We start from the raw sequence: 24248 nt of genomic DNA on the forward strand, positions 1-24248 counted from the left end.
CTCAGGCCTCTATGGCATGGCGAAGGGCACGCGATACCGCTCCGCACAGTTTCGAGAATTCCGGCTCGTAACGCAGGTCCGGCTGGCGCGGGAAGGGAAGGCCGATGTCGAACGTATCGATGATCCGGCCCGGACGGCGCGACATCACCACGACCTTGCTCGACATGTAGACGGCCTCGGGAATGGAGTGGGTGACGAAAATGCCGGTGAAACCTTCGCGGCAATGAAGGTCGATCACCTCGTCGTTTAACCGTTCGCGGGTGATTTCGTCGAGCGCGCCGAACGGTTCGTCGAACATGAAGACGTTGGGATTGAGCGCGAGCGACCGTGCCAGCGAGGCGCGCATCCGCATTCCCCCCGAAAGCCTTCGCGGATAATGGGCCTCGAAGCCGGAAAGGCCGACGAGCTCGATCTTTTTCTTCGCGATTTCGCGGCGCTTCGCGGCGGGGTAACCGCGCAGCTCCATCAGCAGTTCGACATTCCCCTGCACGCGCCGCCATGGCAGCAGGGTCGCATCCTGGAACGTGTAGCCGAGCTGCTGCCGATCGACCCAGACATCGCCGGAACTGTGGCTCGACAGGCCGCTCGCGATCCGCAGCAGCGTCGATTTTCCGCAGCCGGACGGGCCGACGATCGACACGAACTCGCCATGGCCGATGGCAAGGTTGACATCGGACAGCGCCTCCGTTCCATCCGGGAACGTCATCGAGACCTTTTCGAACACCACGGCATTGCCGCCGGGCAGGGGCGGGTGGGGACGTGCACCAATATCGGCGGCGTTGACTGTCGGCGATCCCGTCATGACAAATCCCCTTTTCTCATCTCAAAACCGCAGCATGGACGTGCGGACCTGCTCGATGAAGGCCTCCGTGCGCTCATTGGTGACGTTGTTGATATCGTAGAGCGCGTGATATTTCACCTTGACCCGCGGATTGCAGACGACGCGCAGGAAGCGGGTGGCGTTGCGGCGTGGTGGATCGCCGAGAACCATCGCACGCCAGCGTTTCGAGCCGTAGGTGGTGACGGTCGCGAGCTTGCGGATATTGGTGAGGCCCGGCGAAAGCTGCCCGTCCTGCAGCTTGAACGACACGTCGGGCAGAAACACCCGGTCGAAATAGCCCTTGAGGATCGCCGGCCAGCCGAAATTCCACACGGGATGGCAAAGAACCAGTGCATCGCAGGACATCAGCCGGTCGACATAGGGCGCGACGCGGCTGCGATTGATGGAAAGGTCATGATAGTCGCGCCGATCCTCCGCCGACAGAACCGGATCGAACCCTTCCGCGTAAAGATCCAGGTCGTCCACCGTATGCCCGGCCTCAAGGAGGCTCGCAACGACCGTATCGTGCAGGCGCGAGGCGAGGCTTTCCTTCAGCGGGTGGGCGTAAATGACATGTACCTTCATCGGTCCATAATTCTCGTTATCGGTTGAAAAGGAAGATGCGGCCTGGAGCGGGGACCCAGTCAGGATGCGTCCAGGCGATCATCTTGCCGGGGTTGAGCAGGCCCTTGGGATCCGTCTGGCGCTTGAATTCGAGCTGGGCCGGATCTGTGCGTTTCATGCCGCCTTCTTCGAGCGTTACCCGGTGCGGGTTGAACACCGTGACGCCCAGCCGTGTTTCCAGGATCTCGACCACCTCTTCGAGCCGCTCGGCGCTCTCGTATCGCAGCAGCGGCATGGCGACGGCGGCGACCTTGCCGGAAAACCGGGTGAATTCGAAATGCAGGATCAGCTCGTCGCCGAATGTCTCGGCGATGCGGTCGATCGCGCCATAGAGATCGTCCTGCGGCAGCATCATCTGCAGGTAGGTGATCGACGGATCGATCTTGATCGCCCGAAGCGTCGTGTGGTTCCAGGCGAGCTCATAGGCTGGCGGCAGGCGCATGCCGGCACCATCCCGGTCGGCGCGGAAGCGGATGACGGCGCCGGCGGTATCGTCGACTGCGGTCACTAGCGTATCGAGATCCTGCCTTGCAACCATGACCGCAATCAGGGCCTCGCCGGATTGCAAAAAAGGCGCGTGCCGGGTGAAATACCGATCGGGAATGGCGCTTTCGAAGGTAGAGAGCATACGCAGGCTGATCGCGTCATCCTCACCGAGACGAAAGGCAAGACGGTTCGCGGAGGCAAAATCGGGTGCGCCGATCAGCACGTCGACCCAGTCTCCGGCCGGGTCGACCGGGATCTCGATCTCGGTGATGACGCCGTTGACGCCGTAGGCGTGTGCCGCCTTGGCAATGTCGTCGCCGACAAGGTCGATGACGCGGGGCTCTGCCTCCATCGTCACGAGACGCAGGCGGCGGATATTGGCGGGATTGCGCAGGCCGCCCCAGCGGATGGCGCCGACACCGCTCGATCCGCCGGCGATGAAACCGCCGAGCGTCGCAGTTGCCGTGGTGGACGGAAACAGGCGGATTTCCAGGCCCTTTTCACGCGCCGCCTGTTCAAGATCCGCCATGACGGCGCCGGCTTGGGCAACGAGATGATCGTTGCCGATGCGAACGACCCCGTTCATGTGTTTCATATGGAGGACGACGCCGCCCTGTAGCGGCATGGACTGGCCGTAGTTGCCGGTGCCGGCGCCTCTCACGGTAACCGGCACGTTGCAGCGGTGGCAGATCGAAAGGATCTCGATCACCTCGGCTTCGCTGCGGGGAGCAACCACCAGATCGCCGCAGACGTCTTGCAAAAGATCCTTCAGGACCGGGCTGTACCAGTAGAAATCCCGGCTTTTCTGCTGCACCGTGCGCGGATTGTCGTCGATGTCGAACCGGGCGAGGGCTGCCCGGCAGGCTTCCAGCTCTGCACTCACGCGCGCCTCCGTTCGATACCTGCCGCTTCGGCAGTCTCGATGCCCAAGGGTTTGCCGTTGCGCAAAACAGTGCGGGCGGTGTTCGTGCGGGAGAAGAGGTCGGTCCAGCCGGTCGCTTCGAAAATGATGGCATCCGCCGGTCCGCCGGCGCGGATCATGCCGGCGTTCTCGAGACCCACGGCGGCCGCCGGTCCAGAATGGCAGGCGGTGGCCCAGCCGGCGGGATCGCTTTCGAGCTGGCCGAGGAATTGCGCCTGGCGCATCACATCCAGCATGTCGAAATCGCCGTAGGGGTAGAATGCGTCCTGCACATTGTCCGAGGCGAAGGCGACGTTGACGCCGGCGGCGCGCAGTTCCGTGACCGGGGCAAGGCCGCGAAGCCGCGGCGTGCGGCCGGCCTTGCGGTCCTGCAGGAAGCCGTTGGTGAGCGGCAGCGCCACGACATGGATTCCGGCTTCGGCAATGCCGGATATCAGGGCCTGCGATTCGGTTTCGTCTTTCAGAGCAAGCGCGCAGCAATGTCCGGCGACGATACGCCCGGCAAACCGGTGCCGCAGGGCCGTCTCGACGACGAGCGAAAGGCCGTCAGCGGACGCGTCCGTCGTTTCGTCCACGTGAAGATCGAGGTCCAGTCCATGTCTTTCGGCTGCAAGAAACAGCCGCTCGATCCGCTCCGGCGTGGCGCTGCCCGGTCCGATAAAGGCGCCAAGCACGCCGCCGCGCTTGGCGATCTGGGCGCAGCGACGATCGAAATCGTCCTGCTCCACCCGAAACAACGCCATCAGGGCGACCGCCTGCAGGGTCAGCCGATGCTTCCAGGCGGACTGGATTTCGCCAAAGGCGATCCAGGCGGGGCTGTTTTCGGGTTCCTCGAACGTATCGAGATGGGTGCGCAGCGCGACCGTGCCATGCTGTTCGGCCTTGTTGAGCGCGCGGTCCATGCGCTCCGCGATATCCTCGACGGTCCGGTTGGGCGCGTCGGCCATCGCCAGTTCGACGGCGCCGGCAAGGCCGTTGTCGGAAAAGCCGGTTCGCTCGGAAGTGAAAGCCTTGTCGAGATGGACGTGCATGTCGATGAAGCCGGGCAAAGCGAGTCGGCCCTGCGCATCCCACTCGCGCTCGCTTGAGGTTGGCGCATGGAAACGACCGTCGCGGATCGTCACGTCGAAGGTGACGAGGCCGCTTTTGCTGTCTGATGCGTGGTGCGGCAGTCCATCGACCAGCGGCGCTGGTGCGCGAAGGTTGCGGATGGTGATCGGCGCGTCGCCGAACGGTGGCATAACGGCGCTCATAGCGATTGGGTCCAGGTAGCTGCCATGCCCGGATGGGCAGCGACTTCGTCCAGAAGTTTGGCGTAGCGGGTTGCCGCATGGGCAACGATGGCGGCGCCGATCTCCGGCGTTGCGGACGCGGCATCGCCGGCGACTCCTGCCGGGTGCAGATCCTCCGCGACCCAGCCGGCGCTGATCGGGCCGAGCAGGCGAAGCACCTCGTTGTTGTCAGCGACGGCCGCCGAGGCCGGCACGAAATTGCGGGCTTCGTTCATATCGACAAGATCGGGCCGGAAATGCCGCATGGCCGCGGTTTCGACCAGTCCGCCATGGATGCCGTCGCGCTGTTCGAGCGCCGAGACGAGGCCCGGCGGAAAGCCCATCGAGATCCATCCTGCCGACACCACGAACAGCTCCGTTTCCAGCCGCAGGCTTCTCGCGGCGATTTGGAGAACCGGAACGTTGCCGCCATGGGCATTCAGAAACACCAGCTTGCGGAAGCCGGCGCGGGCAACGCCGTGACCAATCTGGGTGAGGGTTGCCAGAAGCGTCGCGGCATCGAGCGTCAGCGTTCCGGGAAAGGACAGGTGCTCGTCGGATTTCGCGTAGGCTATGGTCGGAAGTATGTAGACGGCTGCATTCTCGACACGCTGAGCCGCCTCGATCGCCATGCGTTCGGCAAGGATGCTGTCGGTCGCCAGCGGCAGGTGCGGGCCGTGTTGTTCCGTCGCGCCGACAGGCAGGACTGCGACAGCGCGACCTTTGTCGATGGCTGCGAAATCGGTGGTCCTGAGGTCTTGCCAAAACTGAAACGACATGGTCTGTTCGCTTATCGAGCAATTGTTCGCTAAATCGTAACTCATGCCACCGGTTCGTCAAGGTGAAAAATGTTGCGATGCGGAAAAGATAGGCAGATCGGGGCTGAAGCTCTGATCTGGAAGGAGCGCCGGTGCTGGACGAAAACGACAAGGAAGTCTCGCTGACCTTCGCCAAGGGGCTTGCGGTCCTGCTTGCTTTCGATGCGAAGGATCGCGCCATCACGATCAGCGAGATTGCCGACAAGGTCCAGCTCAACCGCGCCGTTGCACGGCGGTTGGTGCGGACGCTGGAGCAGCTTGGCTATCTCGCCTGCGATCGCGGCCGCTATGAGCTGACCCCCCATGTGCTGCGGCTGAGCCAGGGTTTTATCGAGGGCCGGGGCATTCCGCAGATCATCCAGCCGGTGCTGCGCAATGCGGCGCAGGAGGTCGGCGAGTCCGTGTCTTATGCGATGCTGGACGAGACGGATGCCGTTTATGTCGCCCATGCTTTCCTACCGTCGAAATTCACGCTCAACCGGGTCACGACAGGCACGCGGGTGCCGTTGCTGCCGACAGCTTCGGGGCGGGCGATCCTCGCATTCCTCGATACCGTCCGGCTGGATGCGATCCTCGACAGTGCCGCCTACTCTGCCCATACCGACCAGACCGAGACCCACCGGGATCGCCTGGAGGACGCGCTGAAACAGATCCGCGAGCGCGGCTATGCGCTGACCGATAGCGAATATGTGAGCGGCGTCGCATCGCTGGCGGCCCCCGTGTTTCACCCCGGCATCGGCGAGGTCGTCGGTGCCGTGTCGATCATCTTCGAGCATGGACAGTATGACGAGGCGGCGCTTTCCGAAATGGCTTCACGGCTCAAGGTCTGCGCCGGGCAGATCGGCTCCACACTCTAGGGAAGTCACATGCTTGAGATCGTCACCGGGTTCGAAATTGCAGCCGGGATCAATGCCGAAACACGGCGGCGCATTTCGGCAAGTGGTCGGACGGTTCGCTGCGTCGTGCTGCTCGATGACAGCAATCCCGGCATGGCCGCTTATGCCCGTCGTCAGCAGGTCAGCGCGCAGGAGGTCGGCATAGATCTGCAGCTCGAAGCCTATCCGTCGGACGTCGAGAGCCTCACGGCGCGACTGGAAGAACTGGCAGCGCTGGCCGAGATCGACGCAGTCGCGACGCTCTATCCGTTGCCGGCGGGCATGGATGCGCGCACGGCTGCGCTTCTGATTGGGCCGGACAAGGACGTGGACGGGTTGCACCCCCTCAACGCCGGTGATCTGGCGCTCGGTGCCATGACCCGCCCGCCGGCGACGGCGAAGGCGTGTCTTCTGATGGCGCAGGCGCTGGCCGGTTCGCTCAGGGGACGCGAGATCGTGCTGGTTACGGCATCGCGGATCGTCGGTCGACCGCTCGGCAACCTGCTGCTCGACGCGGAGGCGACCGTCACGATTGCGCATGCGGCGACACGGGATCTGGCGGCTCATACGCGCCGCGCCGATATCGTCGTCACCGCGGCGGGTGTTGCCGGGTTGATCGGTTCCGAGCATTTGCAAGATGGCGCGATCGTGCTTGATGTCTCGATCAATCGCGGCCCGGTCGGGCTCGTCGGCGATGTCGATCTCGACTCGGTTGCCGGTCGCAACGTAACGGTGACGCATGTGCCCGATGGTATCGGACCGGTCACCACGGCCTGCCTGATGCGGAATGTCGCGGATGCGGCACTCGGAGTGTCCTGACGGAAATCAGGCTGATGTCGTCACGAGTATATTGCGCTGCACCAGAATTTGCGCTTTTCTACTTATATCCGAACACAAGTTCGATAAACGAACAACGACGGGGAACTCACAATGACCTTCCATCTGCGCAGCTTCGTGCTCAAAACGCTTTCCGCCGCTCTCGTCGTCGCCTCCGTTGGGACAGCACAGGCTGCGGATATCCGTCCCGGCGTCACTTTTGCGGGAACGCCGTCCACCGATCCCGCGCGTGCCGCCATGGAGAACCTGGTCTTCGACCTCGCATCCGCCTGGGCATCCTGCAACCGCGACCTTATGACGAACGCGGTCACCGAGGACGTGGCCTTCTCCTATCCGACCAGCAGCATCACCGGCCGTGACAAGATGCTCGCCGACCTCGACACGTTCTGCAAGGCGGCCAAGGATACGAGCATCTACCTTCCGGAGGACGCGTTCTTCATCGATACGACGACCGGCCGCATCGCGGTCGAGCTGCAGTTCCGCACGTTCCAGCGCGGCAGCCGTCAGGTCGTCAATGATGTCTGGATCGCGCATGTCAAGGACGGCAAGATTTCGGTGATCAAGGAATATCTCGACGGCCGGGTGAAGGATCTGCAGGCCCTCGGCGTACTTCAGCTCGAGGAAAGCCCGAAGACGCTGACGCCATGGCCGGCGCGCACCGAACAGTGGAAAGGCTGCTTCCCGATCGTCAAGGCAGCACCGGTCAACACCTGCCCGTGATCCTCAAGTCATGAAGGCAGCACGCGAGCTTTGGGGTCGCGTGCTGCAGATTTCAGGTTATGCCGAGAGCAAGACGCTCATCTGGTAACCGCCTTCGAGTTCCACGACGACGCGTCCGGCGCCTGGCAGCGGCATCGCGCCCGAGAGCGCTCCTGTCGTGACCGCCATGCCTGACGTGAGTGATGTGGCCGGACGGGCGGCGTCATTGGCATAGGCGACCAGCCAGGCGAGCACGTCGCCGACCGGATGGCGTGCCGGACCGTTATAGACCGGGCTGCTGTCGTGGGTGACCTTCAGCGCAAGCCCGCCGACCGTGTCGATCAGCGTCTTCGGGACCTTCGGGCCGAGCGCATAGCCGCCATTGCCGATGCGGTCGGCGAGGTAGAGAGGGAAGGAGACGCTGCCACCTTCCTCGACTGCGGTGACAAGCAGTTCCGAGCCGAGATAGGCATCCGCCACGGCGTCCAGCACTTCCGCCCTTGTATAGGCTTCGGATCTCACCGGCAGATCCGCACCGAGCTTGACGGCGATCTCGACTTCGAACCGTGTGCCGGGGGAATAGGGAAGCTTCGCTTCGCTGGTCGTTTCCACGTAAGGGAACAGCGGCGCGATCACCGGCTGCTTGTCCGTCGACATCGCGACCTTGATCATCTTCGCGCTGGCGCCGATCCTCTGTGCCACGGCGTTCTGTGCCGCCATGCCGGCGCTCAGATCCTGGGGCAGGGCAAAGCTTGCGGACGGCGCCTTGCGGCCTTCCTTGCGCAGCGTGATCAGGCTCTCGGCCAGCGTTTCTGGATTAAACGCCTGGGTTGAGAGTTCGGCCATGAATGTCTCCGATCGAATGATTTGCGGCTGAGCTTTGTGGGGCTCGTGCCAACGTTTCGCTGTGGTTCAGCGGGGTGGAGATCGTCGCGAACGCAGAGCCGTCCGTCAAGGTTTTGCGGGCAATATCCCGGCCCGACGCGCATGGATCTGTTCAGCAGGCCGACTTAACCTGCTGATATCGTTCGTTGAGAGGACAGGATTCTTGGTCAGTCGACGAGATACTTGTCGTTCTTGGCGCTCGGTATCTTCACCACTGTCAGCGTAGCGTCCGTCAGCGCTTCGAACGCGTTGACCGTGCCGGGCTCAATGACGATCAGGCTGCCTTCGCCCCATTCCCTGTCCAGCATGCGGACACGGCCGGAGACGACGAGCGTGATTTCCCGGGCGATCTTGTGGTAGTGCCGGGCATCGCGATCGCCCGCCTTGTAGCTCTTGACGCCCACTTCGAACGCGTCGGTCTTGACGACGCTCGGATCGAAATCGCCGACGAACCAGCCGCCGATCATGTTGTCGAGATTATAGGACGGTTCGCTCATCTTAACCTCTCAGATCGACAGTTCGCTCAGCTGGCGGTCCGATTTGATCGGATGATAGTCTTTCGCGTCGATCGGGTAGACGCCGATCTTCTTGTCCTCGAGAACGAGCTCGTTATAGACCGGGCAGACATAGAACATGTCGTTGTGCCGGGCATCCTTGCGGATCGCCGCCTTGGCTGCCTTGACGAAATCGGACCCTTTGCGGAAGTAGTAAAAGCCCGCCGTCGCGTTGTCGCTGATCGGGTGCTTTTCGGCCGCCTCGACCACCATCTGGCGCTCGTCGAGACGGACGAACGAATAGCGCGGGTGTACCGACCGGAAGGTGACGGTGCCGCCATCGAGCTCGCGCCGGCTGAAATCGGCGATGATGGTTTCCATCGGAACGGTCAGGAATTCGTCGCCGTTGAGGATCAGAAGCGGTGTGTCGTTGTCGATGCTGCCGGCGGCCAGCAGCGCGGTGCAGGCAGCACCCTGGGTCTTGTCCTTGACGGCAACGATCTCGGCGGTCGGATCGATCAGCCGGACGACGTCGTCGAGATGATAGCGGCGCAGTTCCTTTTCCTGCATCGCGATGATCACCCGGTGGCCGGTGATCCGCGCGCATTGTTCTAGCAGGCGCTGCACCAGCGGCATGCCGTCCACCTCGACCAGCGGGGTCGGGAAGCTGTCTGCGGAAAGGATGCGGGGCTCGCCCGCCATGAGGATCAGGATGTTCATGCGACCACCTGCAATGCCGGAAGCTCGAACGATGCCTGCAGCTTGTCGATAGACTTGCAGATCGACTGGTAGTTCACCTCGGACACGTCGTTGACAACCATGACATGGGCACCGGAAGCGCGCGCTGCCCGAATTCCGTGGTCGTTGTCCTCGACGATCAGGCATTCTTCAGGCGCAAGGCCAAGGATGCCGATGGCCTTCAGGTAGATTTCCGGGCTGGGTTTGCCGACGCTCACGTCTTCGTTGCTGAGCTGGAATTCCAGGTAGTCCTCAAGGCCGGCCTTCGCCATCATCAGGTTGACGGTGCTGCGGATGGAGTTCGAGGCGACGCCGAGACGGTAGCCTTCGCCACGCAGGCGCGCGAGCGCATATTGCTGGCGAAATACCGGCTTGCATTTTGTGTGGATCAGCTCGGTCGTATAGCGCTGCTTCATCTCGTTGACGAAGCCGTGCAGGGATTCCGGAAGGCCGCGGGTGGAGGTCAGCATCTGCAGCTTGGTGCGGGTCGGCAGGCCGTCGAACGTGGTCAGGTGCTCGTGCAGCGGAATGGTAAAGCCGAACAGTTCCAGCGCGCGGTTGAGCGCTTCGTAATGCCATTCGCGGGCATCGATCAGCACGCCATCCATGTCGAAAATTACAGCCTTAATCATCGTCATCAAACCTCGTGCGCCAGACTTTGCGCTATACGCGCAGCAGTTCCTTGGCTTTCTCGGGAAAATCGGTGCAGATCATCAGCCCTTCGCGATCGCGCAGGCCGGACGAGACCAGCCAGTGCAGGAAAGGTTCGTATTCGTCTTGCCGGCGATGCAGGTCGGGCGCGACCAGCGCGACCAGCTTGCCGTCATCCAGCAGTTTTTCGACCAGCGGCGCTTCGTACCAGCGGCCGGGCAGAAAGTTGTCCAGCCAGACGCCGGTGATGCCGGGTTCGCTGTAAAGCGAAGGGACGCGCTCGTATTCGCTCAGTCGGGTAAACGAGGTCATGCCGCGCTTCACGCCCTGGATCAGGTCCGGAACCGAGCTGTCGAACAGGAAATAGTTGTCGTAGCCTTCGGCGGTCAGTACCTCGGCCAGCATATCATGCAGCCCGTCGGCCTTGATATTGAGTGCCAGCGTCGGAGACCCGTGCTGTCTGGCGAGGCTCAGAAGATAAGCGAAGGAGATTTCGGTGCCGTTTGGAATGTCGTGCGAGATGACCAGCCGCGGCTTGCCGCCAACGAGGCAGTCGCGCACATCGGTCTCGGTGCCGTAGCCGAGCGAGAACGACCGGACGAAGGCCTCGACCGTGTTCTTTTCTTCGGGGAATTTCCAGTATCCCCGATGACTGAGGATCTGGATCATGCCGGTTCCTTGATGGACTGAGTCACTCTCAGAGACAGCGGCAGATTGCGGAAGCTCTCAAGATCTTCGGGAACGCCGAGGCCGTGCATGCCCTTGTCGACGGAGCCGATCGAGTAGGCGCCGATCTTCATGCCGTCCTCGATCATGAAATTGTAGACGGGAGCCACGTAGAACTCACCGTTGACGCGGAAGTCGCGCTCGATCATCCGGTCGGCATGGGCGACGAAATCCGATCCCTTGCCGAAATTGTAGATGCCGACGGTGGCATGGTTGGAGATCACCTGTTTTTCGACGACGTTGTCGATAAAGCCGTTGTCGCCGAAGGAGACAAAGCTCCACTTCGGATCGTCCGCCGACATCGTCATGATCAGGCCATCGAGACCGTCTGCGGCGGCAAGGTAGGCGTTGATGTCGACATCGACATACTGATCGCAGTTGGCGATCATCATCGGGTTGCCGTTGTCGATGGCGTCGCGGGCCAGAAGTACGGTGCAGGCGGCACCCTCGGTTACGGTTTCGACCAGATAGATATCGCAACCCAGCGCCCACTGGCGCAGATGCGCGTCGAGACCGTAGTCCCGGACATGCGATGCCTGGCAGATGAAGATGAAGTGGTGCTCGGCCTTCGGCTTGAGGTTCTCGATCACCAGACGGATCATCGCGACGTCATGCACAGGCAGGAGCGGTTTTGGAAGCGTATAGCCGGCTTTTGCAAAGCGGCTTCCATGACCTGCCATCGGCACGACGATATTGAGCATCTGCGGCGGTATCCAAAATAAAAGTTTGCAGTTGATCTAGTGCCTGAAACCTTAAGGCTTGAAGCTGGTGCCAAGCTGTCAAACGGGTCAATTTCCAGCGTCCGCGCCCGACCGCGGGCAAGGTCGAAACGCCTATTCGGCCTGGATTTCGCCGAGCTGCATGCCCATCGACGGCGACGGCGTGGTCAGTCGCGGCCGGTTGAAGATCTTGTAGAGCGGGTTGTCGCATTCCGGATTGGCAAACAGCGTGTTGGAATCGAAGTAGCCGTCTTCGATGAAGCGCAGATTTGCGTGCATGGTGCGCAGGAAATAGTACATCAGATGCAGGTGAGCGCGGCCCGAAAGCTGGTTCATGATCATGGCATTGTAGAAATGCGAAATCGCGCTCTTGCCGATCACATGCACGGCGTCGCCGACGCGCCAGTGGTCACGCCAGTAGGATTTATATTCCTTGAAGGGAAAGTAGATGCTGTCGCGGCTGATATCGACCTTCCAGTCCGAGATCTTCTTCCTGAACTGCAGGTCGAAGCGGATCACGGCGAGCGCATCGTATTCGTCTTGGGCGAAGACGTGCTTGAGGCCTTCCTTGTAGGTCTCGATCTGCGAGCTGCCCTGCGCATCCAGCTTGATCAGCTCGCACGGTCCAAGCTTATCCTGAAGCTCGGCCAGGGCCGGGCTGTCATAGGTGGCGAGGTAGATTTTCGCATCGGGATTGCTTTCACGCACCGGCGCGACAATGTTCTCGATGATCGAGTCGATGTTCTTGCGCGCATCCATCGGCAGGCCGAAACGGTCCTTCTCGATGTAATTGTTGCCCCGGATCAGTACGGAAAGTCTCAACGTTGCCCCCTATGGAAACGATTATCGCAGTCGCTGATCAACGTCTTGCCCCCGCCGATCCTGTCTCTCTGCGATAGTCCCCGTAGCTGGTGCGGAGCAGGTCAGGCCCTCTTTCAGGCCGGAATCGACGCCGCCTGCACATCGGTCGCGGTCTGTTTCGGCTTGCCGTAGAGCCCGATATTCTCGTCGCCCCAGGCCTTTAACGCGGTCAGGATCGGTTTGATGGTGAGGCCGAGCGGCGAGAGGCTGTATTCCACCTTGGGCGGCACCTGCGCATAGACCTTGCGAGTGATCAACCCGTCCGCCTCCAGCTCGCGTAGCTGGTTGGTCAGCATGCGCTGGGTCACGGCCGGGATCTGCCGGCGGATCTCGTTGAAGCGCAGCGTGCCGTCCAGAAGATGGAACAGGATGACGGACTTCCACTTGCCGTCGATCAGGCCGATCGCCGCTTCGACCGAGCAGCCGGGGCTGCAGTCGAACCTGGTATGGTGGGCCTTGGCCATCACGGTATCCTTTTTGACACTATAGGCTGTTTTTGTGCGTATTGGCTTTGGATGATCATAGCGCCATATGAGGCTTACATCAATTCTGCCCGCAAAGGAGAACGCCATGAAAGCCATAGCCTACAGAACTGCCGGGTCGCTCGATCGGGACGACGCGCTTGAAAATGTCGAACTGGACCGGCCGAAGGCGACGGGGCGGGATATTCTCGTTGCGGTGAAAGCGATTTCGGTCAATCCGGTCGATTACAAGATCCGCAAGAACGTCTCGGCTGAAGACGGCCAGTGGAAAGTGCTGGGCTGGGATGTGGCGGGCGAGGTGGTCGAAGTCGGCGATGACGTGTCCGCCTTCAAGCCGGGCGACGAAGTGTTCTATTCGGGTTCGCTGATCCGGCAGGGCGCCAACAGCGAGTTTCATCTGGTCGATGAGCGGATCGTCGGCCACAAGCCGAAGTCGATCTCGAATGCTCAGGCGGCCGCCCTGCCGCTGACGGCGATTACCGCCTGGGAAATGCTGTTCGACCGGCTCGATATCGAAAAGCCGGTTGCGGGTGCAGCCAATGCGATCGTCATCATCGGTGGTGCCGGCGGTGTCGGATCGATCGCCATCCAGCTTGTCCGGGCGCTGACCGACCTCACCGTGATTGCGACGGCGTCACGGCCGGAAACCCAGGCCTGGGTCAAGGAACTGGGCGCCCATCACGTGATCGATCATTCCAAGCCGATCGCCGAACAGGTGAAGGCGCTCGGGATCGGCGCGCCCGGTTTCGTTTTCTCGACGACCGAAACGCCACGTCATACGAAGGAGATCATCGAACTGATCGCGCCGCAGGGTCGGTTCGGGCTGATCGACGATCCGGAAACCTTCGATATCACCGGTTTCAAGCGCAAGGCTCTTTCCGTGCATTGGGAGCTGATGTTCACCCGGTCGATCTATGAAACGGCCGACATGGACGAGCAGGGAGAGCTTCTGAACGAAGTCGCCGCACTGATCGATGCCGGCCGGATCCGCACCACCGTCACCGACGTGATGAGCCCGATCAATGCGGAAAACCTGAAGAAGGCGCATGCCACGCTGGAAAGCGGCAAAGCCCGCGGCAAGATCGTGCTCGAAGGGTTCTGAGGCCTGCGAAACAATGATCCGGGGTCAGCCCCGGATCACCTCTTCCAGGCCCATGGCAGCGGTCAGAAGCTTCTCGTCGTCGTGAGCAACCGCCGACAGGAGGAATCCGACCGGCATGCCGGCTTCGCCGGTTCCGCAGGGGATCGACACGCCGCACCAGTCGAGGAAATTGCCGTAGCCGGTATTGCGGAGCGTCCTGCCGTTGGCCGCGAAAAACGCCTCGTCGTCGGCCTTCAATGGCGCAATGGCTGGTGCCACATGGGCGACGGAGGGGAAGGCGACGAGGCGACCGGCGATCAGGGCCTCGGTCTCTGCCGTCATCCGGGCGCGAGCATCGATGATTGCGAGATAGTCGGCGGTCGTGGTCTTTTCGCCAAGCCTGGTGCGGGCAACGACGCGCGGGTCCATTCCGCCAGCATCCGCACTCGCCAGTCGTTCTCGATGGAGCGCAAAGGCTTCCGCCGTCACCATCGGTCCGTATTTCGCCATCAGTTGCGGCAGTTCGTCGAAGGACGGGAAGGCGAGGCGGGTGATGCGGGCACCGCCTGCTGCCAGCCTCTCGATCGCTGCCTCGAACGCCTCGACCACACCCGGCTCGGCGCCGTCGAACACGCCATTGGTGGGGATGACGATATCGAGCGTCTGCGCGGGCTTTCGCGGCGTCAGCGGCGTTCCGAGACCCCGCATTGCCGCGTCGATCCACACGGCGTCCTGTACGGTATTGCAAAGCGGTCCGAGCGAATCGAGGCTTCTCGCCAGCGGGAAGACGCCGTCCATGGCATATCGGCCACGGGTCGCCTTGTAGCCGACGACGCCGTTGAAGGCAGCCGGGATGCGGACCGAGCCACCCGTGTCGGTTCCCATGGCAACCGGCACGAGGCCCGCTGCAACGGCCACGCCAGCACCTGACGAGGATCCGCCCGGCACGCGGGGCATGTCTGTCGAGCGCGGATTTTCCGGCGTGCCGTAGGTCGGATTGATGCCGATGCCCGAAAATGCGAATTCGCTCATGTTGGTGCGGCCGATCGCGACCATGCCGGCCTGTTTCAGGAGATCGACGACCGCTGCATCCTTGGTCGCCGCCGGATCTTTGGCCATCACGCTCGAGCCTGCCGTGGTCGAAAGGCCTTCGATGTCGAATAAGTCCTTCCAGGCGATCGGGATACCATCAAGAATGCCGAGCGAGCGGTTTTCGCGCAGGCGCTTTGACGCAGCCTGTGCTTCGGAAAGCGCACGGTCCCGCAGAAGCGTCACGAACACGGCCTTGTCGGAATAGGATTCAATCGCCGACAGGACCGATTCGGTCACTTCAACCGCATCAACTTTGCCAAGCTGCAAAAGCGTCGAAAGCTCGGCAATCGACATCGATCCGTAAGACTTGGTCACAGCGCTCATCCTTTATCCGTTCACCTGGGATCAGAGGTGTAACGGATTCGTGCAAAAGGAGAAGACATTGCCGCTCCAGCTTCAGGAAGCGTGTTCCGGCTTTCCCTTGCGTTTCGTGGAGGCCAGTTCTTCGAGCTGCTTTTCGCTCATCGACTTCTCCATGCTTTTGGAAGCACCCTTCAGTTCCGATTTCTTGGTCTCGCCGCGCTTTGCGGAAAGCGCGGCGCCTGCTGCCTTTTGCTGCGCACTTGATTTTGCCGGCATGTCGTCCTCCTTCGTTTCCGTTCAAAACTTGGCAAACCGTGTCCCGGTTCCCGACAGCACGGAACCTCTGCAGCGTCTCGGCGGTTTCCCCACCGGCTCGCCACATTGCTGGCCTGACGACGTCAAAGGAGACCATGATGGAAAACGAAAAGCACGAAGACGACAAGGCGCGCGAACCGGTTCGTGACGAATTGAGCGAGCAGATGGAAACGACCAACCCGGCAGCCGTGCGCGAAGCTGCGCGTCGCGGCGAAATCGACCGTTTCATGGTCAAGACCGATCTTGAAGACATCGACCAGCGCGAAGACGGCGACCAGCCGGACGGACGCCCAAGCCCGATGGCCAATGCGGACAACCAGGAAAAGCCGTGAGGCTGAGCCTGACGCTCAGGCGGGAAACAGCGGGAAAACGCGCTGTTCCCGCTACCCACTGACATTCGGAGAAAACCGATGAATGCCGATGTAGAAAAGCGCCATGGGCTCGCCCCCGCACCGACGGCGGCGCGAGAAACGCCGCCCCATCCGCTCCAGGCAATGCCCGATCTCGAGGTCAAGGCGGCGCCGTTTCTGGCCGATGCCGATGCGGAGGCCTTCGTTGCCGTAGCGCTGGAGGATCTGGTCGATTGCCACATCCCGTTTCTTCTGGCCGGCACGTTCGCGCTCAGCGCCTATACCGGCATTACCCGTCAGACCAAGGATCTCGATATCTTCTGCAAGGCCGGCGACTACGCCCGGATCCTCTCGCATTTCAAGCAGAAGGGATATGAGATCGAGGTCGAAGACGACCGCTGGCTGGGCAAGGTGAAGAAGGGCAAGCACTTCTTCGATGTGATCTTTGCAGCCTCCAACGGCACGATGCCGATCAGCGACAGCTGGTTCGAGAATGCCAGACAGATCGAGATGAACGGCCACAAGGTCCGTATTATCGCCCCGACGGAGCTGATCTGGTCGAAATGCTTCGTCCAGCTTCGTCACCGCTACGACGGCGGCGACATCGTCCACACGATCCTGCGCGCCCATGACCAGATCGACTGGGAGCGGCTGCTCAACCATATGGAAGTGCATTGGGAAGTGCTGCTGATCCACCTTCTCAACTTCCGCTGGATCTACCCGACCGAGCGCGACAAGGTTCCTGATTGGCTGCTCGACGAGCTTCTCGACCGCCTGAAGGCGCAGCGCGAACTGCCCCTGCCGCAGATGAAGGTCTGCCGTGGCCGCATGTTCAGCCGCATCGATTTCGAGATCGATGTCAAGGAATGGGGTTTCGCCGACGTCGGTGGCGAAGGAGAACTGCGCGCGGGCGTCGATGAAAAAACTTTGGAAGGAGGCCCGGTATGAGCAAGTCTGACAAGGCTGCCGAAAAACAGAAGAGCGATCGCAAGAAGCCTGCGGGCCTGCAGCGCATCGCTGCCATGGGCGATCTCCACGTCAAGGAACACGGCTCGGAATCCTACAAGGACCTGTTTGCCGAGATCTCGCTGGAGGCGGACATTCTGGTCCTGACCGGCGACCTGACCGACCTCGGCAAGGTCAAGGAAGCCGAACTGCTGGCCGCCGATCTGCGCTCATGCTCGATCCCGATGGTCGCCGTACTCGGCAACCACGATTATGAATGTGGCTGCGTCGAGGAAGTCACCCACATACTGAAGGACGCCGGCGTCCACCTTCTCGAAGGTCAGGCAGTCGAAATCAACGGCGTCGGTTTCGCCGGAGCCAAGGGTTTTGCCGGTGGCTTCGGGCGTCACATGCTGGGTTCCTTCGGCGAGCCGGCGATCAAGGCGATGGTGGCCGAAAGCGTCGAGGAAACGATGCGGCTCGAAAACGCGCTGCGTCAGGTTCGCTCCGAACGCGCCATGGTCGTGCTCCACTACGCTCCGATCCGCGAGACGGTGGAAGGCGAACCGGAGGAAATCTTCCCCTTCCTCGGCTCGTCGCGTCTGGCCGAAACGATCGACCGCTTCCCGGTCAAGGCCGTTGTCCACGGCCATGCCCACCGCGGCCGCTACGAAGGCAGGACGCCAGGGGGCGCGCCGGTCTATAACGTTGCTTCGCATATCGAAAAGCCGACAGGTCGGCCTTATGCGCTGCTCGATCTCTGAGCGCTTTCCAGGCTGAAAAACATCAGCCTGCGAAAATCACTGATCGTGAAAGGTTTGCCTGTTCCATGATGGAACTGTCACGCCTTTCACTCGTTTGCCGGTCGCTCTCAACCTGATGAAAGGGACCCCATGTCGGACGTCAATGCCGTCGCCGAACTCCGAAGCTTTCCGAAAACCTGGGGAGCGGAATATGTCGCTGCTGGCGAGGTAAGGTTCCGTCTCTGGGCTCCGGGCCAGGAAACGGTCGTGCTCCGTCTCAACGGCAAGGATGCCGAGATGAGCCGCAGCGACGACGGATGGTTCGAGGTCCTGGCAACCGGCGTCGAACCAGGCGCGGAATACAACTACGTGCTGGCCAATGGTACCGTTGTCGCCGATCCCGCATCCCGTGCCCAGAAGTCCGAGGTCAATGGCGCTTCGCTTGTCATCGATCCGACCAGCTACGACTGGCAGACAACGGAGTGGACTGGGCGCCCCTGGGAAGAAACCGTCGTTTACGAGATGCATGTCGGCACCTTCACCCCTGACGGCACGTTCCGCGCCGCGATCGAGAAGCTGCCCTATCTCGCCGAACTCGGCATCACCATGGTCGAGATCCTGCCGATTGCGCAGTTCGGCGGCAACCGTGGCTGGGGTTACGACGGCGTTCTTCTTTATGCGCCGCATGCCGCTTATGGCTCACCAGATGATGTCAAAGCCTTCGTAGATGCCGCTCACGCGCATGGCATCTCCATTGTGCTTGACCTCGTGCTCAATCATTTCGGCCCCGAGGGCAATTATCTGCCGCTTCTGGCGCCCGACTTCTTCCACAAGGAGCGTCAGACACCGTGGGGTGCGGCCATCGCCTATGACGTCGATGCGACCCGCCGCTACATCGTTGAGGCCGCGCTCTACTGGCTGCATGAATACAATTTCGACGGCCTTCGCTTCGATGCGATCGACCAGATCGAGGATATTTCCGACAGCCACGTGTTGAACGAGATCGCCGAGCGCATCCGCGCCGAGATTACCGACCGGCCGATCCACCTGACGACCGAGGACGCCCGCAACATCATCGACCTGCATCCGCGCGACGAAGACGGCAACGCACCTCTGTTTACCGCGGAGTGGAACGACGACTTTCACAATGCCGTCCATGTTTTCGCGACCGGCGAAACGCACGCCTATTACGAGGATTTCGCCAAGCAGCCGGAAAAGCTCGTCGCCCGGGTTCTGGCCGAAGGGTTTGCCTATCAGGGCGAAGTCTCGCCGCATGCCGGCGAAAAGCGCGGCGTGAAAAGCGCAGGCCAGCCGCCCGTCGCTTTTGTGGATTTCATCCAGAACCACGACCAGGTCGGCAACCGCGCCGAGGGCGAACGTCTGATCGAGCTTGCCGGTGCCGATCGCACCAAGGTTCTGCTCGCCTCGCTTCTGTTCTCGCCGCATATCCCGCTTCTGTTCATGGGCGAGGAATATGGTGAGACGAACCCGTTCCTGTTCTTCACCGATTTCCACGGCGACCTTGCCAAGGCCGTGCGCGAGGGCCGTGCGAAGGAATTCCAGGGCCATGCCGGCCACGAGGGCGATGTCGTCCCCGATCCGAATGCCAAGACGACCTTCGACGCCTCCAAGCTCGACTGGAAGAAGCACGATAGCCGCGATGGCAAGGAGTGGCTTGCGCTGACGAAGGAACTGCTTTCCCTTCGCCAGCAGCACATCGTGCCGATGCTTGCAACGGCCACCGGCAACTCAGGCAAGGTTCTGAAGACCGGCGAGGGCTTCCTGGCCGTTAGCTGGACTTTCCCGAAAGGAACGTTGTCGATCGCGCTCAACATCGGCGAAAAGGCGCAGCCGCTTCCCGATCTGCCGGGTGAGACGCTCTTTGCCTGGCCGTCCGAAACGCCGGATCTGCCCCAGAACTCTATCATCGTCCGCCTCGCGCCCGCCGGAGACATCAAGTGACCATCCCGACAGCTACCTACCGTATCCAGTTCCGCAACGGCATGACCTTCGATCGCGCGAGCGAGCTCGTGCCTTACATGAAGCGCCTCGGGATCAGCCACCTCTACGCGTCGCCGATCTTCACGGCCACGTCGGAGTCAACTCATGGCTACGACCTGACCGACGCCAACGAGATCGAGCCATCGATCGGCGGTCGCGAAGGCTTCGATCGCATGGTGAAAACGTTGAAGGACGCAGGTCTTGGCCTGATCCTCGATATCGTTCCCAACCACATGGCCGCTTCGCTTGAAAACACGTGGTGGCGCGATGTTATCGAAAATGGCCAGAACAGCCGGTTCGCAAAGCATTTCGACATCAACTGGTCGCGCCCGCTGACGCTGCCTTTCCTCGGCGACTCGTTCGAGACCGCACTTTCCAATGGCGATATCTCGGTGAAGCCCGACCCGAAGACCGGCAAGCCGGCTTTCGCCTATTACGACAGCTACTATCCGCTCGCGCCGGAAACCTATCAGGGCCGCGAAACCGAGGTGATCAAACTTACCGACAAGACATCGCTTGCAGAGCTGCACGAGCGCCAGCCCTACCGTCTGATGTCGTGGCGGGAAGCGCCGCGCGATCTCTCCTACCGCCGCTTCTTCGAGATCACCGGCCTTGCCGGCGTCCGCGTCGAAGACAAACAGGTATTTGACGACACCCACCGCCTGATCCTCGAACTGGTTCACTCCGGCGCCGTCGACGGTCTGCGCGTGGACCACGTGGACGGTCTCGCCGATCCAAAGGCCTATATCGAGCTTCTGCGCCAGGAAGCTGGTCCCGATTGCTACATCACCGTTGAAAAGATCCTCGGCGAAGGTGAGCACATCCCGAGTGACTGGCCGATCTCAGGCACGACGGGTTACGAGTTCATCGCCTCGCTGTCCGACGCTCTTGTGGACGGTGCAAAGATCGCCGGTCTGCGCAAAGCCTATGACGACGTCGTCGGCAAGCCCGTCGACATGACGGCCGAACTGCGCGCCGCCAAGCTGCTGATGGCCGACAAGAATTTCGAGGGCGAGTTCACGACGCTTCTGAAGCTCGCCGTCGCGATCGCCAACACGGATGGCATCAGCGTGGACGAGAAGACCACGAGGTCTGCACTGCGCGAACTGCTGGTCGCATTCCCGGTCTACCGGACCTATGGGACGGAAACAGGTCTGCCGCCGGAAGGCCACGAGATGCTGAAGAGCGTCGTCGACAAGGTCAAACAGGGCCCGAACGCGCCGGATCAGGCAGGCCTCGATCTGATCACCCGCATCCTCGGCAACGAAGTCTCCGAGAAGGCCTCTCACGATGCAGCGAATTTCCGCACCCGCTTCCAGCAGCTGACCGGCCCGCTGATGGCAAAGTCCGTCGAGGACACGCTGTTCTTCCGTCAGCATATGGCGCTTGCACTCAACGAAGTCGGCGCCGAACCGCTGCCGCGCGATTTCTCGATCGAGCGTTTCCACCACGACATGGAAACAAGGCTGCAGCGTCAGCCGGATGCGCTGTCTGGGACATCCACGCACGACACCAAGCGCGGCGAAGATGCCCGTGCCCGTCTCTACGTGCTGACCGAGGCGCCGGAACTCTGGTCGGAATGCATTGCCCGCTGGCGCAAGATGAACGAGACGAAGGTTGTCTCGCTGGATGATGGCCCGGCACCGGAGCCTGCGGTCGAATGGATGCTCTATCAGGCGCTCGCAGGCGTCTGGCCGACGATGCTGCAGCCGAAGGACGAGAGCGGCCTCAAGGCACTCGAGGAGCGTTTCCTTGCCTATGTCGAGAAGTCGATCAAGGAAGCCAAGCTGCGCACCAACTGGGGTGACAGCAACGAGGCGTACGAACAAGCTGTGCTCGACTACGCCCGTTACATGCTGTCGCCGAAAAACCAGGAATTCCTGGCGGACTTCTCCTCGGCGCTCCAGCCCTTCATCCGGGCCGGTCTGGTCAACAGCCTGACCCAGACGATCGTCAAGCTGACGGCACCGGGCGTGCCTGACATCTATCAGGGCAGCGAGGCGCTTGATTTCAGCCTTGTCGACCCCGACAACCGTCGCGAACCGGATTTCGCCATGCTGCAGGACCTCCCTGCGGAGAACGACAATCCGGACTCCTCGACAGAGGACGGATGGTTGAGCGGACGGCTGAAACAGCACCTGATCCAGCGTCTGCTGCGCCAGCGTCGCGACGCGCCGGACCTGTTCCGCAAGGGCGACTACGTGCCGCTCAAGGCGACCGGAAACCGGGCCGAAAACATCTTGGCCTTCGCCCGCACCGATGGCGATCAAGCCGTGATCGTAATCGTACCGCGGCTGGTCTTCGGCGCGCTCAACGGCGACGTCTATCCGTCACGGGGCGAGCGCTGGGCGGAGACGGAAGTGGAGCTGCCTACACAGCTCGCCAACCGTCGCTACCGCGATCTCTCTACCGGCAAGGATGTCGAGGCCAAGGACAGCATCGCCGTCAACCTCGCCTTTGCCGATCATCCGTTTGCACTGCTGACTGCCGAATAGGCGAGCCCTCGTCTGATCACACTGCTCGCCGAAGTGACGGCGGGCAGTGACCCACCCAGGGGGGACGTCACGAATACGAAAAAGGCGCCGGTTCGATCAGAACCGGCGCCTTTTTGTTTCTCCACCTGAACCTGAAGTTCAGTGGAAAAGGGCAATCAAATCAAGCGAATCCAACGAGGTTCAGAACCGCGATTACGATGACGACTGCGCCTACCAACCATACGATGCTATTCATGATAGTGTCTCCTTTTGCTGTTGGGAGGTGAACGGTGAGGCGTAAAAAAGGTTCCTGAAAACGTGATCTCTGCGTCGACAGATGTGAGTCCGCCTCAGGCGCCGGGCGCTGCACTGCCATCGCCCCGGCGCAACCGCTTCAGCTGGTTGACGACGCGCAGGGAATTGTTGGCTCGGAGGGCCGATCCGTCGGAGCTTGTGGACAGGATGCGAAGCATGTCTTCTGCCTCATCCACCGAAATGGTGCCTCTTGCGGCAAGGCCGTCGATCATCAGCAGCATTGCGCCCTCAAGCGCCAGCGACCGCCGCTGTGCTTCCGTCTCAGTCTCTTGCATTTCCGGCATGACAGGCTCCTTGCTTGTCATGTCGAATGGTTGGCGCGGGAAATTGTTCCGGTACTCGCGCGACGAGCGGCAGTCGGAGACCACCCGGTCGCACCAGAATCAGACGTCGTTCGGGCTTCCTTGCAATCTGCCCTCCCGCGCCCGGTAGATATATTGGCTGGCGACAAGCCAGCCTTTCAGCGGTCGCAACGGCAGGATGCAGGTCAGAAGCAGGAAGGGGAGAGAGATGAGAAGATGCACCCAGAACGGCGGCGAAAACACCGTCTCGATCCACACTGCGAGTGCCACCGAGGGCACGCAGGCAAAGCAGATGACGAAGAACGCCGGACCGTCTGCGGGATCCGCAAAGGCGTAATCAAGCCCGCACGCTTCGCATCGCGGCCTGATCGTCAGAAAGCCCTTGAAGAGATGGCCCTGGCCGCAGCGCGGGCAGCGCCCTCGCACGCCCGTTGCGTAAGGCGAAAGCGGCGCCCAGTTCCCGTCGTCTGCCATGTTGCCTCCCAATCATGCCATGTCGATCTACCCGACACGGAATAAGTGCAACGGCTGCAACCCACAAGAGGCGCGCGTGAGGCGCGTCAATCTGCCTCGCCCGACGAAAGTCGATCGCAGGGCGCCCTCTAGTCGGAGAAGGACTCTGAAATCACGTGCCGATCGATGATGCGCAGGCTGCGGTCCGGCTCGATCACATAGGTCTCGCTCACCCGGTCGCCGAACTGGTCGATGAACTCATGCGGAAACGTGCTGCCGATGGGGGATTTGGTCAGCTTCGAACGCGGCTGGCCGCCATAGGTGATGCTCCCCTTGATCGGGGCAATGTCAGATCCGCCGCCACTGGCGCCGGCGGTCGTGCAACTGCTGAGCGCCAGGGCAAGTCCCAGAAGGCCGGCAGAGAAGGCGACGATTTTCATGACATTATCCTCATTGGTTAGCACACACTGCACCCACCTCTATCCAACTTAGGGTCCAGAGCGCTTTTGGCTAGATTGAACCATTCTGCCTGTGCGCTCATGCCGTCGGCAGCGGGCGAGCGGGAACCGCGGGCGCCATTTCTTCTCGACGCAACGGTGTCAGTGGGGCATTCTTGTAAACGGACAACCTCCTGAAAGCTCACAGATCGAGCTCGATTCCAATCAACGATCGAAGGGATGAAACAATGGCGCCACGGACGATACCCGCAGAACTCGATGCTGCCTTAACGGCGTTGCCTCTGAGGACCGGCATCTATGTGCCGGAAGATCTTCTGGAAGACTGGTTTGCGCCAGGGACGGGCATGAGCCCTGTCAGTGCCGAGGCGTTGTCGCAGGCCGAAACCTACGGCCGAAAACTCGAGTGCGAGTTCAAATATTATCCGGAAAGATTGGAAGGCGTGTTCTGGAAATGGGTGCCGGCTCTTTAAGGAGCCTGTGGTTGATGAGTCTGCGCTGCTGCGCAAAT

General features: G+C 61.5%; 28 protein-coding genes. 10 read left to right on the forward strand and 18 right to left on the reverse strand.

Translation table 11 applies throughout. The features are described from left to right. Position 1 precedes the first annotated feature (1 nt). From AC0JZ8_RS10380 to AC0JZ8_RS10400, 5 genes are read right to left on the reverse strand one after another with little or no spacing between them, the layout of a single operon-like run. On the reverse strand, positions 2–802 hold the full coding sequence (locus AC0JZ8_RS10380; protein WP_471892440.1) for an ABC transporter ATP-binding protein: 801 nt from the start codon (positions 800–802) through the stop codon (positions 2–4). Between the two features lie 21 nt (positions 803–823). Continuing rightward, complete coding sequence (locus AC0JZ8_RS10385) at positions 824–1405, reverse strand: NAD(P)H-dependent oxidoreductase (protein ID WP_062582563.1); 582 nt, start codon at positions 1403–1405, stop codon at positions 824–826. 16 nt (positions 1406–1421) lie between these two features. After that, a complete protein-coding gene (locus tag AC0JZ8_RS10390) occupies positions 1422–2813 on the reverse strand; it encodes an FAD-binding oxidoreductase (RefSeq protein WP_471892441.1) in 1392 nt (463 codons plus the stop codon). After that, positions 2810–4105, reverse strand: coding sequence for a cytosine deaminase (locus AC0JZ8_RS10395; protein ID WP_471892442.1), 1296 nt, complete (start codon positions 4103–4105; stop codon positions 2810–2812). The genes AC0JZ8_RS10390 and AC0JZ8_RS10395 overlap by 4 nt, the downstream gene beginning before the upstream one ends. Beyond that, positions 4102–4902 carry a creatininase family protein gene (locus AC0JZ8_RS10400; RefSeq protein WP_471892443.1) on the reverse strand — a complete coding sequence of 267 codons (801 nt, stop codon included), beginning with the start codon at positions 4900–4902 and terminating at the stop codon, positions 4102–4104. Before AC0JZ8_RS10400 ends, AC0JZ8_RS10395 begins: the two co-directional genes overlap by 4 nt. A gap of 131 nt (positions 4903–5033) precedes the next feature. Here AC0JZ8_RS10400 and AC0JZ8_RS10405 point away from each other — a divergent pair, with 131 nt between their 5' ends. The 3 genes from AC0JZ8_RS10405 to AC0JZ8_RS10415 all read left to right on the forward strand — a co-directional run bounded on the left by AC0JZ8_RS10405 (position 5034) and on the right by AC0JZ8_RS10415 (position 7373). Next, positions 5034–5798: an IclR family transcriptional regulator domain-containing protein gene (locus tag AC0JZ8_RS10405; protein WP_192077478.1), complete on the forward strand. Its 765-nt coding sequence runs from the start codon at positions 5034–5036 to the stop codon at positions 5796–5798. A 9-nt stretch (positions 5799–5807) separates the two neighbouring features. Further along, positions 5808–6635 (forward strand): bifunctional 5,10-methylenetetrahydrofolate dehydrogenase/5,10-methenyltetrahydrofolate cyclohydrolase, encoded by an 828-nt coding sequence (locus AC0JZ8_RS10410; RefSeq protein WP_471892444.1) that lies wholly within the window; start codon positions 5808–5810, stop codon positions 6633–6635. Positions 6636–6746: 111 nt separating this feature from the next. Beyond that, complete coding sequence (locus tag AC0JZ8_RS10415; protein WP_209901633.1) at positions 6747–7373, forward strand: nuclear transport factor 2 family protein; 627 nt, start codon at positions 6747–6749, stop codon at positions 7371–7373. A gap of 57 nt (positions 7374–7430) precedes the next feature. Here AC0JZ8_RS10415 and AC0JZ8_RS10420 read toward each other — a convergent pair whose 3' ends face one another. The 8 genes from AC0JZ8_RS10420 to AC0JZ8_RS10455 form a co-directional block, all read right to left on the reverse strand. Then, positions 7431–8198 (reverse strand): 2-keto-4-pentenoate hydratase, encoded by a 768-nt coding sequence (locus AC0JZ8_RS10420; protein WP_113109858.1) that lies wholly within the window; start codon positions 8196–8198, stop codon positions 7431–7433. A gap of 206 nt (positions 8199–8404) precedes the next feature. Continuing rightward, positions 8405–8734: a cupin domain-containing protein gene (locus tag AC0JZ8_RS10425; RefSeq protein ID WP_062582577.1), complete on the reverse strand. Its 330-nt coding sequence runs from the start codon at positions 8732–8734 to the stop codon at positions 8405–8407. Between the two features lie 9 nt (positions 8735–8743). After that, entirely contained in the window at positions 8744–9451 is a 708-nt protein-coding gene (locus AC0JZ8_RS10430; protein WP_092660047.1) for a glycosyltransferase family 2 protein, read from the reverse strand. Beyond that, complete coding sequence (locus AC0JZ8_RS10435) at positions 9448–10107, reverse strand: HAD family hydrolase (protein ID WP_092660049.1); 660 nt, start codon at positions 10105–10107, stop codon at positions 9448–9450. Before AC0JZ8_RS10435 ends, AC0JZ8_RS10430 begins: the two co-directional genes overlap by 4 nt. 25 nt (positions 10108–10132) lie before the next feature. Further along, on the reverse strand, positions 10133–10789 hold the full coding sequence (locus AC0JZ8_RS10440; RefSeq protein ID WP_192077474.1) for a PI-PLC domain-containing protein: 657 nt from the start codon (positions 10787–10789) through the stop codon (positions 10133–10135). Next, complete coding sequence (locus AC0JZ8_RS10445; RefSeq protein ID WP_471892445.1) at positions 10786–11547, reverse strand: glycosyltransferase family 2 protein; 762 nt, start codon at positions 11545–11547, stop codon at positions 10786–10788. Before AC0JZ8_RS10445 ends, AC0JZ8_RS10440 begins: the two co-directional genes overlap by 4 nt. Positions 11548–11679: 132 nt before the next feature. Further along, positions 11680–12387 carry a hypothetical protein gene (locus AC0JZ8_RS10450; protein WP_471892446.1) on the reverse strand — a complete coding sequence of 236 codons (708 nt, stop codon included), beginning with the start codon at positions 12385–12387 and terminating at the stop codon, positions 11680–11682. Between the two features lie 113 nt (positions 12388–12500). Beyond that, on the reverse strand, positions 12501–12890 hold the full coding sequence (locus AC0JZ8_RS10455; RefSeq protein WP_062455119.1) for a winged helix-turn-helix transcriptional regulator: 390 nt from the start codon (positions 12888–12890) through the stop codon (positions 12501–12503). Between the two features lie 106 nt (positions 12891–12996). Here AC0JZ8_RS10455 and AC0JZ8_RS10460 point away from each other — a divergent pair, with 106 nt between their 5' ends. Beyond that, positions 12997–14010 (forward strand): zinc-binding alcohol dehydrogenase family protein, encoded by a 1014-nt coding sequence (locus tag AC0JZ8_RS10460; RefSeq protein WP_471892447.1) that lies wholly within the window; start codon positions 12997–12999, stop codon positions 14008–14010. 24 nt (positions 14011–14034) lie between these two features. Here AC0JZ8_RS10460 and AC0JZ8_RS10465 read toward each other — a convergent pair whose 3' ends face one another. Beyond that, positions 14035–15396 (reverse strand): amidase, encoded by a 1362-nt coding sequence (locus AC0JZ8_RS10465; RefSeq protein WP_471893353.1) that lies wholly within the window; start codon positions 15394–15396, stop codon positions 14035–14037. A gap of 81 nt (positions 15397–15477) precedes the next feature. After that, positions 15478–15660, reverse strand: a complete 183-nt coding sequence (locus AC0JZ8_RS10470; protein WP_471892448.1) for a DUF3008 family protein — start codon at positions 15658–15660, stop codon at positions 15478–15480. A gap of 134 nt (positions 15661–15794) precedes the next feature. Between AC0JZ8_RS10470 and AC0JZ8_RS10475 the strand changes: the two genes are divergently transcribed. The 5 genes from AC0JZ8_RS10475 (at position 15795) to treY (ending at position 22233) form a co-directional block, all read left to right on the forward strand. Continuing rightward, positions 15795–16031, forward strand: a complete 237-nt coding sequence (locus AC0JZ8_RS10475; protein WP_162238003.1) for a hypothetical protein — start codon at positions 15795–15797, stop codon at positions 16029–16031. A gap of 162 nt (positions 16032–16193) precedes the next feature. Next, positions 16194–16997, forward strand: a complete 804-nt coding sequence (locus tag AC0JZ8_RS10480; RefSeq protein WP_062457812.1) for a nucleotidyltransferase family protein — start codon at positions 16194–16196, stop codon at positions 16995–16997. A 74-nt stretch (positions 16998–17071) separates the two neighbouring features. After that, a complete protein-coding gene (locus AC0JZ8_RS10485) occupies positions 17072–17758 on the forward strand; it encodes a metallophosphoesterase family protein (RefSeq protein WP_192087097.1) in 687 nt (228 codons plus the stop codon). 129 nt (positions 17759–17887) lie between these two features. Next, positions 17888–19699, forward strand: coding sequence for a malto-oligosyltrehalose trehalohydrolase (gene treZ, locus AC0JZ8_RS10490; protein ID WP_471892449.1), 1812 nt, complete (start codon positions 17888–17890; stop codon positions 19697–19699). Next, a complete protein-coding gene (treY, locus tag AC0JZ8_RS10495; RefSeq protein ID WP_471892450.1) occupies positions 19696–22233 on the forward strand; it encodes a malto-oligosyltrehalose synthase in 2538 nt (845 codons plus the stop codon). The genes treZ and treY overlap by 4 nt, the downstream gene beginning before the upstream one ends. A 329-nt stretch (positions 22234–22562) precedes the next feature. Here the strand turns inward: treY and AC0JZ8_RS10500 are convergent, their stop codons facing one another. The 3 genes from AC0JZ8_RS10500 to AC0JZ8_RS10510 all read right to left on the reverse strand — a co-directional run bounded on the left by AC0JZ8_RS10500 (position 22563) and on the right by AC0JZ8_RS10510 (position 23722). After that, on the reverse strand, positions 22563–22811 hold the full coding sequence (locus AC0JZ8_RS10500; RefSeq protein ID WP_139283784.1) for a hypothetical protein: 249 nt from the start codon (positions 22809–22811) through the stop codon (positions 22563–22565). A gap of 99 nt (positions 22812–22910) precedes the next feature. Next, on the reverse strand, positions 22911–23303 hold the full coding sequence (locus AC0JZ8_RS10505; RefSeq protein ID WP_062455132.1) for a DUF983 domain-containing protein: 393 nt from the start codon (positions 23301–23303) through the stop codon (positions 22911–22913). Between the two features lie 128 nt (positions 23304–23431). Next, the gene (locus AC0JZ8_RS10510; RefSeq protein ID WP_062455134.1) at positions 23432–23722 is read right to left on the reverse strand and encodes a hypothetical protein; all 291 of its coding nucleotides are present in this window, start codon (positions 23720–23722) and stop codon (positions 23432–23434) included. A 245-nt stretch (positions 23723–23967) separates the two neighbouring features. Between AC0JZ8_RS10510 and AC0JZ8_RS10515 the strand changes: the two genes are divergently transcribed. Further along, on the forward strand, positions 23968–24210 hold the full coding sequence (locus AC0JZ8_RS10515; protein ID WP_062455136.1) for a hypothetical protein: 243 nt from the start codon (positions 23968–23970) through the stop codon (positions 24208–24210). Positions 24211–24248: the final 38 nt, after the last annotated feature.

Source organism: Velazquezella soli (assembly GCF_977018685.1).

Coding starts and splice junctions, on each gene's coding strand:
- AC0JZ8_RS10380 (WP_471892440.1), bottom strand. CDS start 802: ATGACGGGATCGCCGACAGTCAACGCCGCCGATATTGGTGCACGTCCC.
- AC0JZ8_RS10385 (WP_062582563.1), bottom strand. CDS start 1,405: ATGAAGGTACATGTCATTTACGCCCACCCGCTGAAGGAAAGCCTCGCC.
- AC0JZ8_RS10395 (WP_471892442.1), bottom strand. CDS start 4,105: ATGAGCGCCGTTATGCCACCGTTCGGCGACGCGCCGATCACCATCCGC.
- AC0JZ8_RS10400 (WP_471892443.1), bottom strand. CDS start 4,902: ATGTCGTTTCAGTTTTGGCAAGACCTCAGGACCACCGATTTCGCAGCC.
- AC0JZ8_RS10410 (WP_471892444.1), top strand. CDS start 5,808: ATGCTTGAGATCGTCACCGGGTTCGAAATTGCAGCCGGGATCAATGCC.
- AC0JZ8_RS10415 (WP_209901633.1), top strand. CDS start 6,747: ATGACCTTCCATCTGCGCAGCTTCGTGCTCAAAACGCTTTCCGCCGCT.
- AC0JZ8_RS10420 (WP_113109858.1), bottom strand. CDS start 8,198: ATGGCCGAACTCTCAACCCAGGCGTTTAATCCAGAAACGCTGGCCGAG.
- AC0JZ8_RS10425 (WP_062582577.1), bottom strand. CDS start 8,734: ATGAGCGAACCGTCCTATAATCTCGACAACATGATCGGCGGCTGGTTC.
- AC0JZ8_RS10430 (WP_092660047.1), bottom strand. CDS start 9,451: ATGAACATCCTGATCCTCATGGCGGGCGAGCCCCGCATCCTTTCCGCA.
- AC0JZ8_RS10435 (WP_092660049.1), bottom strand. CDS start 10,107: ATGACGATGATTAAGGCTGTAATTTTCGACATGGATGGCGTGCTGATC.
- AC0JZ8_RS10440 (WP_192077474.1), bottom strand. CDS start 10,789: ATGATCCAGATCCTCAGTCATCGGGGATACTGGAAATTCCCCGAAGAA.
- AC0JZ8_RS10445 (WP_471892445.1), bottom strand. CDS start 11,547: ATGCTCAATATCGTCGTGCCGATGGCAGGTCATGGAAGCCGCTTTGCA.
- AC0JZ8_RS10455 (WP_062455119.1), bottom strand. CDS start 12,890: ATGGCCAAGGCCCACCATACCAGGTTCGACTGCAGCCCCGGCTGCTCG.
- AC0JZ8_RS10460 (WP_471892447.1), top strand. CDS start 12,997: ATGAAAGCCATAGCCTACAGAACTGCCGGGTCGCTCGATCGGGACGAC.
- AC0JZ8_RS10470 (WP_471892448.1), bottom strand. CDS start 15,660: ATGCCGGCAAAATCAAGTGCGCAGCAAAAGGCAGCAGGCGCCGCGCTT.
- AC0JZ8_RS10475 (WP_162238003.1), top strand. CDS start 15,795: ATGATGGAAAACGAAAAGCACGAAGACGACAAGGCGCGCGAACCGGTT.
- AC0JZ8_RS10480 (WP_062457812.1), top strand. CDS start 16,194: ATGCCCGATCTCGAGGTCAAGGCGGCGCCGTTTCTGGCCGATGCCGAT.
- AC0JZ8_RS10485 (WP_192087097.1), top strand. CDS start 17,072: ATGGGCGATCTCCACGTCAAGGAACACGGCTCGGAATCCTACAAGGAC.
- treZ (WP_471892449.1), top strand. CDS start 17,888: ATGTCGGACGTCAATGCCGTCGCCGAACTCCGAAGCTTTCCGAAAACC.
- AC0JZ8_RS10500 (WP_139283784.1), bottom strand. CDS start 22,811: ATGCCGGAAATGCAAGAGACTGAGACGGAAGCACAGCGGCGGTCGCTG.
- AC0JZ8_RS10505 (WP_062455132.1), bottom strand. CDS start 23,303: ATGGCAGACGACGGGAACTGGGCGCCGCTTTCGCCTTACGCAACGGGC.
- AC0JZ8_RS10510 (WP_062455134.1), bottom strand. CDS start 23,722: ATGAAAATCGTCGCCTTCTCTGCCGGCCTTCTGGGACTTGCCCTGGCG.
- AC0JZ8_RS10515 (WP_062455136.1), top strand. CDS start 23,968: ATGGCGCCACGGACGATACCCGCAGAACTCGATGCTGCCTTAACGGCG.